This is a genomic window from Gemmatimonadota bacterium, from assembly GCA_009692115.1.
Lineage (GTDB): Bacteria > Gemmatimonadota > Gemmatimonadetes > Gemmatimonadales > GWC2-71-9 > SHZU01.
The window spans coordinates 51,327-67,670 of sequence record SHZU01000009.1; the positions used below are offsets into that span (position 1 = coordinate 51,327).

16 protein-coding genes and 1 other RNA gene are annotated in these 16,344 nt (G+C 65.1%); 10 read left to right on the forward strand and 7 right to left on the reverse strand.

What is annotated here, in order from left to right; translation table 11 throughout:
* Positions 1-122: 122 nt before the first annotated feature.
* Both EXR94_11350 and EXR94_11355 read left to right on the forward strand, forming a co-directional pair.
* A complete protein-coding gene (locus tag EXR94_11350) occupies positions 123-512 on the forward strand; it encodes a hypothetical protein (protein MSR03315.1) in 390 nt (129 codons plus the stop codon).
* A gap of 618 nt (positions 513-1,130) precedes the next feature.
* On the forward strand, positions 1,131-4,184 hold the full coding sequence (locus EXR94_11355) for a hypothetical protein (GenBank protein ID MSR03316.1): 3,054 nt from the start codon (positions 1,131-1,133) through the stop codon (positions 4,182-4,184).
* Between the two features lie 165 nt (positions 4,185-4,349).
* Here the strand turns inward: EXR94_11355 and EXR94_11360 are convergent, their stop codons facing one another.
* From EXR94_11360 to pyk, 6 genes are all read right to left on the reverse strand, one after another.
* Positions 4,350-4,745 carry a hypothetical protein gene (locus EXR94_11360; GenBank protein MSR03317.1) on the reverse strand — a complete coding sequence of 132 codons (396 nt, stop codon included), beginning with the start codon at positions 4,743-4,745 and terminating at the stop codon, positions 4,350-4,352.
* Between the two features lie 570 nt (positions 4,746-5,315).
* Complete coding sequence (locus EXR94_11365) at positions 5,316-5,690, reverse strand: type II toxin-antitoxin system VapC family toxin (protein ID MSR03318.1); 375 nt, start codon at positions 5,688-5,690, stop codon at positions 5,316-5,318.
* On the reverse strand, positions 5,687-5,959 hold the full coding sequence (locus tag EXR94_11370; protein MSR03319.1) for a type II toxin-antitoxin system Phd/YefM family antitoxin: 273 nt from the start codon (positions 5,957-5,959) through the stop codon (positions 5,687-5,689). Before EXR94_11370 ends, EXR94_11365 begins: the two co-directional genes overlap by 4 nt.
* A 37-nt stretch (positions 5,960-5,996) precedes the next feature.
* Positions 5,997-7,364, reverse strand: a complete 1,368-nt coding sequence (locus EXR94_11375; protein MSR03320.1) for a glucose-6-phosphate isomerase — start codon at positions 7,362-7,364, stop codon at positions 5,997-5,999.
* Between the two features lie 20 nt (positions 7,365-7,384).
* Entirely contained in the window at positions 7,385-8,164 is a 780-nt protein-coding gene (locus EXR94_11380) for an MBL fold metallo-hydrolase (protein ID MSR03321.1), read from the reverse strand.
* A 10-nt stretch (positions 8,165-8,174) separates the two neighbouring features.
* A complete protein-coding gene (pyk, locus tag EXR94_11385) occupies positions 8,175-9,611 on the reverse strand; it encodes a pyruvate kinase (GenBank protein ID MSR03322.1) in 1,437 nt (478 codons plus the stop codon).
* 516 nt (positions 9,612-10,127) lie between these two features.
* On the opposite strand from pyk, the gene EXR94_11390 reads away from it, so the two are divergent.
* Together EXR94_11390 and ffs are read left to right on the forward strand one after the other, a co-directional pair.
* Positions 10,128-11,546 carry an aldolase gene (locus tag EXR94_11390; GenBank protein ID MSR03323.1) on the forward strand — a complete coding sequence of 473 codons (1,419 nt, stop codon included), beginning with the start codon at positions 10,128-10,130 and terminating at the stop codon, positions 11,544-11,546.
* Between the two features lie 119 nt (positions 11,547-11,665).
* An RNA gene (gene ffs / locus EXR94_11395) (signal recognition particle sRNA small type) lies at positions 11,666-11,763 on the forward strand.
* A gap of 28 nt (positions 11,764-11,791) precedes the next feature.
* Here ffs and EXR94_11400 read toward each other — a convergent pair.
* Positions 11,792-12,082 (reverse strand): four helix bundle protein, encoded by a 291-nt coding sequence (locus EXR94_11400; protein ID MSR03324.1) that lies wholly within the window; start codon positions 12,080-12,082, stop codon positions 11,792-11,794.
* A 130-nt stretch (positions 12,083-12,212) separates the two neighbouring features.
* Between EXR94_11400 and dnaX the strand changes: the two genes are divergently transcribed.
* The 6 genes from dnaX to pgsA all read left to right on the forward strand — a co-directional run bounded on the left by dnaX (position 12,213) and on the right by pgsA (position 16,342).
* Positions 12,213-13,889, forward strand: a complete 1,677-nt coding sequence (gene dnaX, locus EXR94_11405; GenBank protein ID MSR03325.1) for a DNA polymerase III subunit gamma/tau — start codon at positions 12,213-12,215, stop codon at positions 13,887-13,889.
* Between the two features lie 6 nt (positions 13,890-13,895).
* A complete protein-coding gene (locus tag EXR94_11410; protein ID MSR03326.1) occupies positions 13,896-14,204 on the forward strand; it encodes a YbaB/EbfC family nucleoid-associated protein in 309 nt (102 codons plus the stop codon).
* An 8-nt stretch (positions 14,205-14,212) separates the two neighbouring features.
* Positions 14,213-14,803 carry a recombination protein RecR gene (gene recR / locus EXR94_11415; protein MSR03327.1) on the forward strand — a complete coding sequence of 197 codons (591 nt, stop codon included), beginning with the start codon at positions 14,213-14,215 and terminating at the stop codon, positions 14,801-14,803.
* Between the two features lie 148 nt (positions 14,804-14,951).
* A complete protein-coding gene (locus tag EXR94_11420) occupies positions 14,952-15,197 on the forward strand; it encodes a hypothetical protein (protein MSR03328.1) in 246 nt (81 codons plus the stop codon).
* Between the two features lie 8 nt (positions 15,198-15,205).
* A complete protein-coding gene (locus tag EXR94_11425) occupies positions 15,206-15,697 on the forward strand; it encodes a gliding-motility protein MglA (protein ID MSR03329.1) in 492 nt (163 codons plus the stop codon).
* A gap of 6 nt (positions 15,698-15,703) precedes the next feature.
* Entirely contained in the window at positions 15,704-16,342 is a 639-nt protein-coding gene (gene pgsA / locus EXR94_11430) for a CDP-diacylglycerol--glycerol-3-phosphate 3-phosphatidyltransferase (GenBank protein MSR03330.1), read from the forward strand.
* Positions 16,343-16,344 lie beyond the last annotated feature (2 nt).

Consider the following 16,344-nt stretch of genomic DNA (forward strand, 5'->3'; position numbering starts at 1 on the left):
CTGATCTGCCTGCCTTCCGCGGCCCAGTCGCAGGAACCGATCCGCGCCAAACTGATGGGCGCCCCCCGTCCCGGCCGCCCCGCCCCCGCCATCGTTCTCCCCTATCCCATATCCCACCCCCAATGCCGAGCGCCGAGTTCCGAAGCACCAGCGAACTCGGCCGGGTCGTGGTCCTCGCCTTTGGCGGGCGGCCCGAACCCGCCCTTCGGATCGACTGGGCCGCGCTCGCGAGGCGGGCCGACTCGCTCAAGAGCCCGCGGATCGTTCTGGTCGGGGTGGCGCGAGCCGGGATGTCTGAGGTTCAAGGGCTGAGCGGGTCTCTGGGCGGGTCGCTCAAAGTCCTGACGGACAGTGGGGGCCGGGTCCATCGCCAATTCGGCGTCAGCGACCGGGATCTGGGCTGGACGATCGTGGTCGCGGCGGACGACGGGACCTTGGTAGCCTTGGAGCGGTTCGCCACCATGGCCGACGGCAAATGGTGGTTAGCCGTGGCCGGGGCGATCGCCCGGTGAGTTACGGCTCCTGTTCGGGGCCAGGGGCCAGTGACGCAATTTCGGGCTGGCGAACCTCCTCAAGTCCTTGCGGTCAGGTCTCCGGCCCGCTGGCGGCGGTGCCGGTCGATTCCGCGACCCAGCCCGCAACGATGCGAGAATCAGCAACTTGCGCTGCCCCAATCAGTTCCGGCACGGTGGTTGCTCGGCGAGCGGCCGAGGCCCTGACGGGTTCGACCGAAGTTGCACGGTTTTGAATCACCGGAGATGGTTGATCGGCCCCGGAGGGTCCAACCCAAGGATGGAACAAGGTTTAGGTATTGACCTGAAGGCGAGCAATGGCTAACTTGATACGTTATTTTCCAGTCGGGTCACTCGGTTGTCCTGGGCTGATGGGTTGGGTTTTCGGGGTTTTTGCCCGAAGCCGGAACTCCTCGGCATTGACATCATGAGGCCCCGGACCAGGGCGGCGAGACCGGGAAGTCGGCGGCGAGGGCGGCGCGAATGTGCGCTGGCTCACAGCGGCCGAATGGTCTTGCCGCTATCGTAGTGTCGAAGCAGTGGATTCAGGTGGGTTGCAGAGTATTGCAGGCACACGGGTTTTTGTCCTCGCAGGTTCATCGATCATAGGGGGAGTGAATGAACAAGCTTTACCGTTCCTTGTTGCTGACCGGCAGCCTCGCCGCGGTTCTGGCTGGTTGTGGTGACGATGTCACCATCACCGCGCCGCCGCCGCCGCCGCCGCCGACGCCGCCGCCCGCCCCGACGGTCCGCTCGATCACCGTCGGTCCTGACGGCGCGTCGGTCACCGTTGGCGCCACGTTGAACATGACTGCGGCCGTCAACGCCGATGCCGGCGTGGCCACCACGGTCACCTGGACCTCCAGCGACGCCACCAAGGCGTCCGTCAGTGCCACGGGCGTCGTCACAGGCGTCGCGGTTGGCGCCGTCGGGGTCCGGGCTTGCTCCACGGTCAACACGTCGGTCTGCGGTGTCGCGACCGTCACCGTGGTGGCCTCCCCGGTTGCCGTGGTCACCGATGTGACCGTGACGCCGTCGGCCGCGACCCTCGTCATCGGCCAGCAGATCACCGCCACCGCGACCGTCCAGGGCACCAACAGCCCGTCGCAGGCCGTGACCTGGTCCTCGCTCGCTTCGAGCATCGCCACGGTTACCGCGGGCGGCGTCGTGACCGGCGTGGCAACCGGTGTTGCCGTCATCAAGGCAACCTCGAACGCGAACTCGTCGATCGCCGGCACCCTGTCGGTGACGGTCGCCACGCCGCAGCCCGCGACGATCTCGATCCAGTCGATCACCACCGGCGGCCTCAACACCCCGGTTACCCTCAGCTCCGTCAGCGGCCAGATTGAAGTCACTCTGAACGTCGACAACGGCGCGTACACGATCACCAAGGCCCAGGTTTTGGTCAACGGCGCTACCGTCCTCGCCGAGCAGACCTTCGCTTCTGGATCGGCCAACGCGGCGCCGGAAGCGGCCCCGTCGACGATCGTGCTGAGCGTGAACACCCGGCAGGTTAAGCTCGTCAGCGACAAACCTGTGCCGCTCGTCTTCAACGGCCCGAACTCGATCACCGCCCGGATCTACGTGGAGGGCATCACGGCTCCGATTTCGTCGGCCGCGGCCACCGCCACCTTCCGGAACAAGGACGCGTTCACGGAAGGGTCGGACCCGGTCCTGACCCCGCTGTCGACGACCCCGTCCGCCGCGGACACCGCCGACGACGGGAGCGATATCACGTGGTACACGGGCAACGTCGAGTGGACGGGTGGACCGAACTACGTCTCATTCTTCCCGCGGACCCCGACAATCGAGGCTTTCTCGAACAACTGTGGTTCGGATGGCAGCAATCTGACCGGCACTCACTTGACCGGCTACGCCCTCGGCGGGGAGTTCGATTGCGAGGGCGAGGATGCCTTCGAGGACGCCGTCTCGATCGATAGCTTCCACGTGACAAAGGGCACCGACCCGACCGTTCCCGGTGACGTCGTTTATGTCGCGCACGAAGTCGGTGAGACCGAGTTGGTTGGTTCTGCGTACACGGTCGACGGCACCTCGCGGTACAACCTGGTCAGCGAAGGGTCGCTCGCCTACGGCGACACCGTCTACATCGACCTCAAGGCGCCGACCGTCACAGCGGCCCAGGTGCGGTTCAACGCCGGCGCCGATTATAAGTGGATCAAAGCATCGTACGACTTCGTTAACGCGTTCGCCTCGTTTACGGATGGCGGCTCTGGCGCGAAGGCATCGACCAGGAAGGCCTTCGCTGGCGCCGCCGCCATTGACGTCATGGATGACTGCGACCTGGCGACCACCGCGGTCTCCACGGGCGCTGACCTTGCCGAGACCGCGACGTCGGACGATGAGTCCGGCTACTCCATCTGCATCCAAGGGGCGGACAGCCTTGGGAACACCTCGGAGCTCATTCCCGGCCTCGCCTTCTTTGGCGTCGACAAGACTGCGCCGACCGCCCGGTACGTGACCTCCGCGAGCCCGGCGACGTCCGGTTCCATCTCGACGGGAACCGACACCGCGGACACCAGGATCTACAAAATTGGGTCCACCCACACCACCGCCAACATATTCGCCATTGAGGCGATCGACGGCAGGTCCGGCTTCCACCAGGGCAGCGCCGTCGTGGGCTTCCCGACGACCATGGCCCGGACTCGCCTCAACACCGCCGCCGCCGCCGCGACCACCTGTACGGTGGGCAATGCGACGCTGCCGACCGTGCTGGCCGACAGCTACATCCGGTCGGTCGAAGCCGACGCGAACTGCAGCGACAATGCGGCCACGACGCTGGGCTACTACACCTGGTCGGGGTATGTGACCGACCGTGCCGGCAACGTGAGCAGCACCTTTACCCGGGAATTCGCCAAGGACGACCTGGCGCGGCCCAACATCACCGCCCTCGCGCTGGGCCAGGCGACCCTTACGCCGGGCGCGGCGGCCATCTTCAAGGTCTGGGGCTCGGATGACCTCGAAGTCATCGAGGGCAGCCTCCTCGTCAATTACGACAACGACAACGACGGGACTGTTGAGCATTCCATCCGCTATCCGTACTCGTTGTTCCCGATTGGGACACGGTGGAACGCTAGCCTCACCACGACTATTACCGGCTCGGAGCTGACGATTGCGTCCCTGATCGGGCGGGTCGACTCGGTGGACGTAACCGATAGCCTCCCGTTCGCCCTTGCCAGCTACGCGACTGGCGGGAAGGCCGCGCCGGACTCGGTGTATGCCAACCTGCGTGACGTGGGCTCTCAGGTGGACGCCACCCCGATCGGCATCGCCCTCGACTCGCTGACGCAGTTCTCGGCGAAAACGGTGGCGGCTTGGCAGCTCACCTCGGGCATCTTCGATGCTGCTTCTAATCGCACCTGGTCGGGTGTGGTTAGTGGCGACAATCTCGTCGCGACGCAGAGGACGGGCCTCGGCGTCACCGCAGCGTACTTCACTTCCGTGACCCTCTACGGTGTCCTCAGCGGTGAGCTGGTGAACTGCGGTTCGATGGGCACGGCGACCATGGCGGACAACGGTGTCTACCGCACCTGGCAGTACTCGGTCGCTGAACCGGAGGACGGCGATGACTGCTACGGCGCCACTGACTGGTACGTCGGCGGTGTGAAGGGCAACGCCGTTCTCCTGTCGGTACTCTTCTCGGATCCAAGCTAATAACCGATCAGGGCAGTGTTGTGAGCGGGCCCCCGTCGAAAGGCGGGGGCTCGTCTTTTTCGGGGGGATCGGGATATTTGAGGCCCCGCGTTGTCCCGATCTCCCTCAACGAAGCGGCCCCGCCGTACCGGGCGGGGCCGCTTCGTCAGGTCATGGTGTTCGGGGTCAGACGTTGACGGCCCCACGGGAGAACCAGGCCCCGAAATACTGCGAGATGGCGGCCGGCCTGGCCGGCTGGGCTGCCGTGGCGGCGGACCCCATCCAGAGGTAGGTCAGCAGGGTCCCGAGGCCTTCAGGGGTGTTCGGGACGAACCCGCGGTTCACCGCATCGAGGAAGAGGCGTCCCTCGGGCCCGATATCGGACACCCCGTTGGCCGCCGGGTCCGGGTACTGCGCGAACTTGGCCCTCAGCGACTCGTCCACCGAGGGTTTGGGGGAGAGGGTCGGTTGGTTGCCATCGGATATGGTGGCGGAGTCGGGAACGGCCGGGGCCCCGCTGTCGATGGATGCCGACGGGCTGGCCTCGGGTCTGGCGGCGAGTTCGAGCTTCCGGGTGACCACGGACTCCAGGGTCTCGCCGATGTCGATCTGAACCTGGTCGATCGGCAGATCGAGGGCTGGCTGGTCGGGCCGCCGGAAACCCCGTCAGCGTCGCTCTGGGGCGTCAGGCCAGCTGCGGGGTGGTGTTTGCGCCGCCGCCGAATGACGCCCCAGAGGGCCGAATGGCGCGATCGAGGGGTCGGTTCCAGCCGCATCCTCGAGGGTCTGCGCGAACGTCCGCGTGCCGGACTGAGTTTCCGTAACCGGCACGGCTGGCCGGGAACGGTTTACCGGGCTGATTCCCGGTGACAGGATGGAATTCAGCGTTCTCAAGATGTCCATGTCGTTTCCCCCCCCAACCACTTGGCGGCTGGATGAGCGTTTCGGCCCCGACGCGGGGCCGATGGTAGCGGGGGTGCAGGTGCACCCCGGGGGCCCCGGCCCCGGCATTTGTAGGTCGAGGCCTACATGTTCCAAGTAAACCGGCCCCAGATATCGGACCGGTCCGCGATGAAGCCGCGAATTGGGTAGAGCGCCTGAATGACGAGGTACCCGGCGATCAGCGGGTTGACGAACCATGAGGGGCGCATGCTATGCTGGGAGGAGCTTGATGCCGGCATAGGGTCGGAAGGCCGGGTCTCGAGTGACAATGGTGAGGTGGTCGGTCCGGGCCTGGGCAATCAGGAGGCGATCGAACGGGTCTCGGTGGTGCCAGGGCAGGTGGGCTACTTCGGCGGCGTGGCGGAGATGGATCGGGAGTTCTTCGAAGTGGTTTTCGAGGAGGGCTTCGGCCACGGTGCGTTTCGTGACCGGGCGGCCGAGCGAGGTCTTGATGGCGATTTCCCAGCCGGTGGCCGAGCTGACGAAGACTTGATCGGCGTCCCGGATGGCCCGGGAGGCCTCGGGTTTGAGGCGGGCCCCCTCGTCCCACCAGATCAGGACGTGGGTATCGAGGAGGAGCCTCACTTGGGTTCGAAGTCGGCCTGGACTTCGGGCGGAAGTGGATCATCGAAATCGTCCCCGACGAGCCAGGAACCGTGGCCGCGACCGGGCGTCCGGACCGGGCGGGCCGGCATGCCAACAAGGCGGGCCATCGGCTTACCCGATTTCATGATCACGATTTCTTCGCCGGCTGAGGCCAACTCCACCAGTTCGGACAGGTGGGTCTTGGCCTCGTAGAGGCTCATCGGTTCGCGGACGTACCAGACTTTGGTTTCCACCGGATCCGTTTTCATGGACCCAATTATCGGTGTTGACCAATGTGGTCAAGTATCAGGCGACGTCCGGCGGCAGACCGGTACCGGCTGCCATCGACCCCTCCTTGGGAAAACCAGGCCGACCCATCGCGGCGAAGGTCAGGCGCTTGCCGAGCTCGACCCCGGGCTGGTCGAACGGGTTGACCCCGTACCAGGCCCCGGCAAATCCGGTGGCCAACTGCATGAACATGATCAGCTCGCCGAGGACATCGGCGTCGAGCCGGGGCACCTCGATGGTGGCGTTCATCCGGCCCATCCGGGCCAGGGCCGCCGAGGTGGCCTCCTGTTCGGCGTGGAGCAGCTCGCCGAGGGAGTGGCCCTGGAGGTAGGCCATTTCTTCGGGCAAGTCCGGACGGTGGGGAATTCGAATGTCCTCGCCGGGGGCTTCGATCCGAATGAAGGTGACGACCTTGTCGAACGGGCCCTCCATGAAGAGCTGGACCTGGCTGTGCTGGTCGGAGGCCCCGACCGCGCCTAACGGAGTCGGGCCGGCAAAGACCGGCTGGCCCCGCCGGTCGACCCGTTTGCCGAGGCTCTCGGCCCAGAGCTGGACGAACCAGGCGCCGAAGTCGCGGAGCCGGTCGCTGTAGGGCATCAGGACGTGGATTTTCGCGCCGAGCCAGGCATCGGCGGCCCAGAGCAGGCCGGCGTACAGGGCCGCCGGGTTCTTGAGGAGGTCGGTCTCAGTACCCTTCTCGAGGGCTCGGTCGGCGCCTCGAATCAGGCCCTCGATGTCGATCCCGACCAAGGCCGCCGGCAACAGACCGACCGCCGTCAGCACGCTGAACCGTCCCCCAACCTCCGGCGGCACCTCGAGCGCCGCGATTCCCTCCCGGGTGGCGAGTTCCCGGAGCGGCCCCTCGGTCGGATCCGTCGTAAACGCCAAGTGCCGAACCGCCGCGTCCGGCCCGAGCGCCTGATCGAGCCAGCCCCGCACCACGAGGTACTGCGCCAGCGTCTCCGCCGTCCCCCCCGACTTACTGATCACGTTGACAAACACCCGCCGCGGATCAATCCGCCGAAGCGCCGCCGCCATCGACGTCGGATCGACATTTTCGAGCACCGTAATCCGCGGAAAATACTCCCGCGCCTCATCATCTAACTCATTCCACGCCGGCGCCCGAAGCGCCGTCACTAACGCCCGCGTGCCGAGTGCCGAGCCCCCAATGCCGAGCACAAGGATATGGTCGTACGCCTGGCCCATGCCCTCGGCGAATCGCCGGATGCCGGCGACCACGTCGGCTTGTTGGCCCAGCCCATAGAAACCGTATTCGCCTTGGCTTCGTCGGGTCTCAACTTCGGCGAGCACCCCGCCGAACCGTTGCGTCAACTCGGCCACCCGGTTTCGACCGAGCCCGTGTTGCCCGTCGAGCTTGTCGCTCAAGATCCGACCGTAGTGAAGTTTTATGGGGCAATCTCCAGAGTAAGCCCGTCGTAACCTGGTTCAATTCCCGCTGGCAGGGAAGCGGCCAGCTCGGCGTGGCCGGTTTCGTGAGTCAAATGGGTCAGGTACGTCCGCTTGGCCCCGATCGCTTCCGCGGCCGCGATCGCCTCGGGAATGCTCTGGTGGGTGGGATGCTCTCGCCACCAGAGCGCATTCAGCACCAGCACGTCGAGGCCGGCCAGGGCCGCTCGGGCCGCCGCCGGCACGGATTTGACGTCGGTGAGGTAAGCCATCCGGCCCACTCGAAAGCCGAGGACTTCGACCCGGCCGTGGGCAAACGGCAACGGCAAGACCTCGACGCCGGCTGCCGTGAACGCCCGCCCGGGCGTGATCGTTTCGAGCGCCAACCGCGGTTTCGAGGTGCCGGGGATCGGCACCATGCCGTCGTCGAAGATGTAGCGGTACGACTGCCGGAGCAACGCCGCGGTCGTTTCGTTGGCGTAGACCGGCAGCGGGCTCCGGTGTTGCAGCGAAAAGATCCTCAGGTCGTCGATGCCCGCCACGTGGTCGGCATGTTCGTGGGTGAAGAGCACGGCCGCAATGTCGGCCACCCCAGCGCCTAACAATTCGACTCGAACTTCCGGGGGCGTGTCGATCAGGATGTTGCCGCCGGCCGTCTCGATCAGCGCGGCGGTCCGATGGCGGCGGTCGCGCGGATCGGTCGAGCGGCAGACGGCGCACCGGCAGCCGATCTGCGGAACCCCGAAGGAGGTGCCCGTCCCGAGAAGCGTGAGCCGCATCGAAACCCGGCTACACCGTTTCGATGCGGAGGAGGTTGGTGGTGCCCGCCAGGTCGAACGGCACGCCGGCGGTCACGACGAACCGGTCGCCGGGCCAGGCCAGGCCCTTCTTGACGATGATCTCTCGGGTCACGGCCAGCATGGCTTCGTAGTCGGGGCGGCGTTCGACGACCGCCGGAATGACGCCCCAGATCAGGGCCAGCCGGCGGTAGGTATCGGCTTCGGGGGTCACGGCCAGGATCGGCGTCAACGGCCGGTACGACGCGATGGTCCGGGCCGTGAAGCCGCTGCTCGTGAGGCAGACGATCAGCGGGACCTTGAGCAGCTCGGCCGCGGCGCAGACCGCCACGGCGATGGCGTCTTCGGTTCGGGCGGTCACGTGGGGCTGGTTGAGCTGAGCGATCGATGCTTGCCAGACGGAGGCATGGTCGTCGCCGTCCTGCCGGTGCGACTCGACCTCGCGGGCAATTTGGTCCATGGCCAAGACGGCTTCGAGCGGATAACTGCCGACGGCGGTCTCGGCGGAGAGCATGACCGCGTCGGTGCCGTCGAGAATGGCGTTGGCCACGTCGGAAACTTCGGCCCGGGTGGGCCGCGGGGCCTTGATCATCGACTCGAGCATTTGGGTGGCGGTGATCACGGGCTTGCCGTGCCGGTTGGCCTCCCGGATCAGTTTCTTCTGGACCAGCGGGACCTGTTCGAACGGGAGCTCGACGCCGAGATCGCCCCGGGCCACCATAATGCCGTCAGCGGCGTCGAGAATGGCGGTCAGGTGCTGGAGCGCGGTGTCCTTCTCGATTTTGGCGATCAGTTTGACGTGCTTCGGCACCAGGCGACGGAGGCCTTCGATATCCTGGGGGCGGCGGACGAAACTCATGCCGAGGTAATCGGCGCCGAGCTCAGTGGCGTGGATCGCATCCTCGCGATCTTTGTCCGTCAGCGCCGGCGCCGACACTTCGACGCCCGGAAGGTTCATGCCCTTGTTCGATTTGAGCATGCCGCCGTACCGCACCGAGGCGTGGACTTTGTCGCCGATGACACTGGTGACATCGAGGGCGAGCAGGCCGTCATCGAGGAGGATCCGGGTTCCGGACCGGACGTCGGCGGCCAACTCGCGGTAGGTCGTCGGAATCTCGTTCGGGGCCGCGACGTCTTCGGGCGCGAAGACCACCGATTGCCCGAAGGTCAGTTGAATCGGCTCCGCGAGGTCGCCGATCCGAATGCGGGGACCTTGAAGGTCGACCAAGATGGCCGACGCCTTGTCTCGCTGGCGCTGGATTTCTTTGAGATCGGCAATCCACCGACCGCGGATCTCCGGGGTGCCGTGGGATGAATTCACCCGGACGACATCGACCCCGGTATCGAGCATGGCGCGCATTTGGTCCGGCTGTTCCCAGGCGGGTCCCAGGGTGGCGACGATCTTGGTTCGACGGCTTTCTCTCGGCATTGATCTCGGCACTCGGCGCTCGGCGCTCGGCTGTGGTGGAGGGCTCGTCGGTCGAGATGTGGAAACCACAGATCGACCAGTGTGTTGATTGTAAGCGCTTATATCATAATGACATAAGCTTTCGAATCAAACTGGCTATCCACAAAGTGTGGCGGTCGATTTTGGGCCGATTGAGAGGGATAATATCCCTGTACAGTTATGTGGAATTTCCTGGTTCTCCACATCGGGGTTTTTCGCGGGTTCGATCGGGTGAGGTTCAAAGTGTTCGCTGGTAACGGGATCGGGCCGGTCGGGGCAATCCACAGAATTGGGTTTCTTTTGACCGGCGCTCCACAATCCATGCACATAACGACGTTATGTGGACAACCGAGCGGGGCTTGACTTTTTTTCGGCTCTTGCAATGGTCCCTGACCGTTGCGTGACGATGGGTTCGGCCCCGGTCGGCCGGGTCGGCCTTACCTGGCTCGTTTCGGCAGGCTAAATTGTTGATCAGGCAACTACTTACGGATTCTCGGCATGACCCTCGAACAGCGGCAGCAGGTGGCGGCAGACTACGGACCGGCGGTCCGGGTAACGGCGATCGGTGTGACGGTGACGGATCCCGCCGTGTTGCGGTCGTCGGCGACCGACCAAGTCGTGTGGTTGGCGGTGTTTGGGACCCCCGCGGAACAGGAAGCGGCTCGCTGGCTGCTCTGGGAGATCGGCCAGGCGGTTGGAGTGATGCCGGCATCGATTCAGGATCTCTATACCGCTCGGGGCCGGGGCGAGTGCGGTGGGTTTACCGTCCCGGCCATCAACGTGCGGATGATGGCGTACGATACGGCCCGGGCGGTGTTCCGCGCCGCGATCAAAGCCAATGGCGGCGCCATTCTGCTCGAGATTGCCCGATCGGAGATCGCCTACACCGAGCAGCGGCCGGCGGAGTATGTCGCGGTGATGATCGGCGCGGCGCTTCGGGAGGGCTACCGGCTCCCGATCTTCATCCAAGGCGACCACTGCCAGGTCAACGCCAAGAAATATCAATCCGATCCGGAGGGCGAGGTCGGCGAGGTCAAGAAGTTGATTGCCGAGGAAGTCGGCGCCGGCTTCTTTAACATCGACGTCGACACCTCGACGCTGGTCGATCTGTCCCGCCCGACGCTCGACGAACAACAGCGCGACAACTACCAGCGGGCGGTCGAGATCACGGCGTTCATTCGCGGGCTCGAGCCGAAGGGCGTGACGGTCTCGATCGGGGCGGAAATCGGCGAAGTCGGGCATAAGAACAGCACGGTGGAAGAGCTCCATGCGTTCATGCAGGGGTACAACCGGGCATTGGCCTCCCGGGGCAAGGGGTTGACCGGCATCAGTAAGATCTCGGTGCAAACGGGGACGTCGCACGGCGGGGTGGTGTTACCGGACGGCTCGATGGCCGACGTGAAGCTCGACTTGGCCGCCCTGGAGGCCCTCTCGACCGCGGCCCGGCAGTACGGGATGGCGGGGGCGGTGCAGCACGGCGCTAGCACGTTGCCGCAGGGCGCCTTCGGGAATTTTCCGCGGATCGAAACCGCCGAGATCCACTTGGCCACCAACTTCCAAAGCATGGTCTTCGATCATCCCGCGCTGCCGGGTGACCTTCGGCAGTTGGCCTACGGCTGGCTCGACCAGCATGCCACCAGCGAGAAGAAACCGGACGATACGCCCGAGCAGTTCTACTATCGGGCCCGGAAGCGGGCGATCGGGCCGTTCAAGAAGGAGTGCTGGTCGCTGCCCGAGACGGTCCGCTCGGCGATTGCGGCCGACCTGGAGAAAATGTTCAGCTTCCTGTTTACGCAACTTGGGGTGACCGGGACGGCTGATGTGGTTCGGAAGTACGTCCAGCCGGTTCGGTTGGGCCATGGCGACTTGACCAAACCGGCCGTCCGGGCGGTTGATGACGCCGACGCGGGGGAATGACGATGGTGTTCTTGCTTGGGGGGTGGTGGCCGAGATCTGGGAACTCCGGGAGATGCAGGTCTCGGCACTCGGCGCTCGGCGGGTAGCGGGTAAGGGGGGGTGGGGGTATTTTGACGGGCCTCCAGGTCCGAAGGATGCTGGCGCGCGAACCGCGTCAGGACCTTGCCGGTAGCAGCGCTAAGCGATGTCCAGTATTGCTTCGGGGTGCCTGGGGGCACTTTTTCTCGGCACTCGGCACTCGGGGGTTAGGGTGGGGGGATGGCGTGGAGGAGCCGGTTGAGGCTGCGGCCGGATCCCAACTTCATCATGGCGGCTAGGCGGAGTTGGGTGTCCATCTCGGCCACTGATCCCATCGCGATTCTGAGGTAGCGGAGGTACTCTTTGGTGCCCCCGCGGCCGTAGCCTTCGGCGATGTTCGAGGGGATCGAGATCGAGGTCCGCCGGAGCTCCCGGCCGAGCACCTCGGTTGGCGGCCAGGTTGCCGTGGTTGCGTGCACCGCCCGCGCCAACTCCATACTCAGTGGCCACGTTCTCAAATCCCGATAACTCCGAATCGCCACCCGTTCCCTCCCATTTTCTCAGGTCCCCGCCAATCCTATCCCCACCCCATCAACCCAATGTCAACGCCGAGTGCCGAGCGCCGAGTGCCGAGATTATCTTCCTGCCATGATCGCCCTCGCCCGGAAGTACCGTCCCCGCCGCTTTGCCGACCTCCTCGTGCAGGATCATGTGGCGGCCGCGTTGCGGGGTGCGATCTCCAAGGGCCGAGTCGGCCATGGGTACCTGTTGACGGGTCCGCGGGGGGTTGGCAAGACGACGGCGGCGCGGATCTTGGCGATGGCGCTCAATTGCGAGCGGCAAGATGTGAAGGCCAGGACCGGCGAACCGTGCGGCGAATGTGACACCTGCCAGCGGATCTGGAGTGGGTCGGCCAACCTTGATGTGATCGAGATCGACGCGGCGAGCCATCGGAGCGTGGACGACGCCCGCGATCTTCGGGAGCGGGCCATGTATGCGGCGTCCCAGGAGGATCGCTACAAGGTTTACATCGTCGACGAAGCGCACATGCTGACCCGGGAGGCCTGGAACGCGCTCCTCAAGATCCTCGAGGAGCCGCCGCCGCGGGTCGTCTTCGTTTTTGCGACGACGGAGCCGCAGAAAATCGCCAACAACGCCGCGCCGGTGTTGTCGCGGTTGCAGCGGTTCGATTTCAAGCGGATTGGCGCCGGGGCCATTCGGGACCGGGTCAAGGAGGTCCTCGCGGCCGAAGGTCTCCGGGCCGATGACGACGCTGTGGCGGTCATTGCCCGCTACGCGGACGGCGGGATGCGCGATGCCTTGTCGGTGCTCGATCAAGCGTTGAGCATGTCCGATGGAATCCTCACGGCGGAGCGGGTCCGGCAGGCGTTAGGCTTGATCGGAGACGATGTCTACGCGGAGGTCCTGGCGGCGGTGGCCCGGAAGGACCCGGCCGCGATCTTCCCGGTGGTCGACCGGCTCCTGGCCTCGGGAGCCGACCTCGTCGAGTTCGCCAACGGAATGGGCGAGCTGCTCCGGGCGGTCTTGATGGTGGCCACCGGGGCGGTGCCGGAAGGTCTGACCGCCGCCCAGCGGGAGGTCGTCAACCTGGCAGCCGCCGAACTCGCAGCCGGCGACGTGCTCCGGATGCTCGGTCTGTTGAGTCAGGCCGAGCAGTCGATCCGCCGGAGCGCCAATCCGCGCTTGGCGGTGGAGACCTTGTTGATTCGGTGGGCGGTCATGGATCGCACGGTTGATCTGGAGGCGGTCCTCGCAAGTGCGGGGCCGGCCACGCCGCGATCCCGTCCGGCCGCCGCGCCGGCGCCGAGTGGAGAGCGGAGGCCGCCAGCCGCGTCGGCCCAGCCGTCGCCGAGCTCCGCCGGCCCGGCCGAACCGCCGAGTCCTCCGGCTCCGGTTCGACCACTGATCACCGGGGCGCTCACGATCGAGTCGATTGCCGATGCCTGGAAGGGCCTCATTGGCCAAGCGAAAGACAAGAGCCCGCTGCTTGCGACGGTGATCGAGCATCTGAAACCGGTGGCCCTGGCCGGGAACCAACTCACGGTCACCCCCGACGATGAGGCGACGCACATGGCCGAAGGCGCCAAACGGCAACTCGGCGCCATTCAGGATCATCTCAGCGCGGCGCTCGGCCAGCGCCTGGTGGTTTTGGTGGTTGATCCGGCGGCGGCCTGGGCCAAGCCTGACAAGCCTAAACGATTGTTGGAAAAAGACTTAAAGGCCGAAAAATTGCGGGAATTCCGCGCCAAAGATGCCACATTGGATGCGGCCGCTGACGCGTTAGATTTGGAGATCGTGGACTGAGACTTTATGGCCGATATCCAACAGTTGTTCCAGCTAAGTCAACAAATGCAGGGCCGGCTCCAGCAGCTCCAGGCCGATCTCGCCGACCGAGTGGTCGAGGCGAGCGCCGGTGGCGGGATGGTCAAGGTCAGGGCGGATGGCCGCGGCTTGGTGCGGTATGTCACCATTGATCCCGCGGTGTTCGCGGGGCGCGACGCCGAGCTGCTGTCCGACCTGATTTTGTCGGCGGTGGCCGAGGTGCAGCGGCGGGCTCTGGAGGTATCCCAGGCGGAGATGAAGAAGATGCCCGGGCTTCCGCCGTTGCCTGGGCTGTAGTCCTTCCCGTGGCGGCGATTGACGATTTGGTCTTGGAGCTGGCCAAGCTCCCTGGCATCGGGCGGAAAACGGCAGAGCGCCTGACTTTCCATCTCCTCCATCAGCCGCGCGAGCGGATCAGTCGGTTGGCCGCCGCGCTTTCGACCGTGGCCGAACGGGTGGGCGCGTGCCCCGAGTGCGGGAACTACTGCGAAGGCGAGCGGTGCCCGATCTGTACCGACCCGCGCCGGGATGCCGGCTTGCTCTGTCTGGTCGAGGAGCCGTCGACCGTGGCCCTCGTTGAACGCTCCACCGGGTATCGGGGCCGATATTTGGTGCTGGGTGGGCACCTGTCTCCCCTTGAAGGGGTAGGCCCGGACCAGCTCCGGATTGGCCTGCTGAAGCGAAAAATGGCCGATGGAGGGGTCCGCGAGGTCATTTTGGCCACCAACCCTTCGCTCGAAGGCGAGGCCACCGCTACATATGTTCATCAACTCCTCAGCGGCTCGGGGGTCAGGGTCAGTCGTTTGGCCCGTGGTTTGCCGGTTGGGGGAGATCTCGAATACATCGACGGGATGACGCTGAGCCACGCGATGGACGCCCGGCAGGAGGTGTCGTGAAACCGACGAAGGCCGGAGCGTTTTCGGTGGCGGCGCTGGTTGGGTTGGCGGCCCGCCACGTCGAGCGCCACAAGGCAGCCTTGTTCAGGGCCAACCGGCTCCGGCGGTTGGCCGCGCTCGGCTATCCCGCGAGCCGGAGTTCCGGGCGTTGTTCCATCAGGGTGAGAAAGAGTTGCTCTATCTGGCCGACGTGGCCCGGCGGGTCATTTTGGCGGTGCTGTTCGACAATCGGACGACCCTCGGGCTGGTGAAGTTGCGGGTCCGTCCCGTGGTCGGACGCTTGACGACGTTGTTCACCAATATGTTCGAACGCCGCGATCAAGATCCTCCCAAGGTCGAGGCCGCATTCCTGGGTGAAGCGGAAGGCGAGATCGGCAAACTCTTCGGGTCGTAAGGCTGGCGATGTCGCTCATTAACTATGGGCCTCGGGAAATCAACTGCAAGCTGGTGTACTACGGGCCTGGTCTCGGCGGTACGACGACCAACCTGGAATACATCTATGAGAAGGTCTCGCCCTCGTCGAAGGGGAAGACGATTTCCCTGGCGACGGAAACGGAGCGGACCCTGTTCTTCGGCTTCCTCCCGGTCGACCTCGGGACGATCCGGGGGTTCAAGACCCGGTTCCATCTCTACACGGTGCCGGGCCGGGTGTACTACAACGCCTTGCGGAAGCTGATCTTGAAGGGGGTCGACGGGGTCGTCTTCGTCGCCGACAGCCAGATCGAGCGGATGGAAGCCAATGTCGAGTCGATGCAGAATCTCTACGACAACCTGCTCCAGCACGGGTATGACTTGACGAAGATTCCGTATTTCGAGGCCGTGGCGGTCAAGGGCGACGGGGTGTTCGACACCCTCCGCTCGATCAGCAAACTCGTGCTGAAGACGCTCGGATAGTCCGAGGTGCCCCGGCCGATGTGGAACCTTCCGAACCTGATTACGGTGGCTCGAATCGCGACCACACCGGTGATTGCCTACTTGCCCTTCATGGCCGGATATTGGCCGAAGCTGCTCCTCTTCGTGGTGTTTCTCATTGCCGCGATCACCGATATTATCGACGGCCGGTTGGCCCGGTCGCGGAATGAAGTGACCGACCTCGGCAAGACGCTCGATCCGCTCGCCGACAAACTGCTGTTATTGGCGACGGTGGTGCCGATTTACGTCATTGCCCAGACCCGGCACGACCTCTACGAGATCCCGGTGTGGCGGAGCATTCCGCTCTGGGTGTGCCTCGTGATGCTGGGCCGAGAATTCTTGATGACCGCGTTTCGCTGGTGGGCAGCGCGGCGGGGCGTCGTGATCGCGGCGCAGGGTCCCGGCAAGCTCAAGGCGGTCATGCAAAACATCTTCGTCGGCGGGACCATTCTCTGGTTCGCGTTTCGGGATGCCTGGCATCCGCTCGGTCTCCACCGGAGCGTCTTCTGGCAGTTCTGGAAAACGTTCCACGGTGGGTTCGTGTCGGTGAGCCTTGCGATCGCGACCGGGCTGACCGTGTATTCGTTCGTGATCTATCTCTATCGGTACCGGCAACTGCTCAAGTAGGC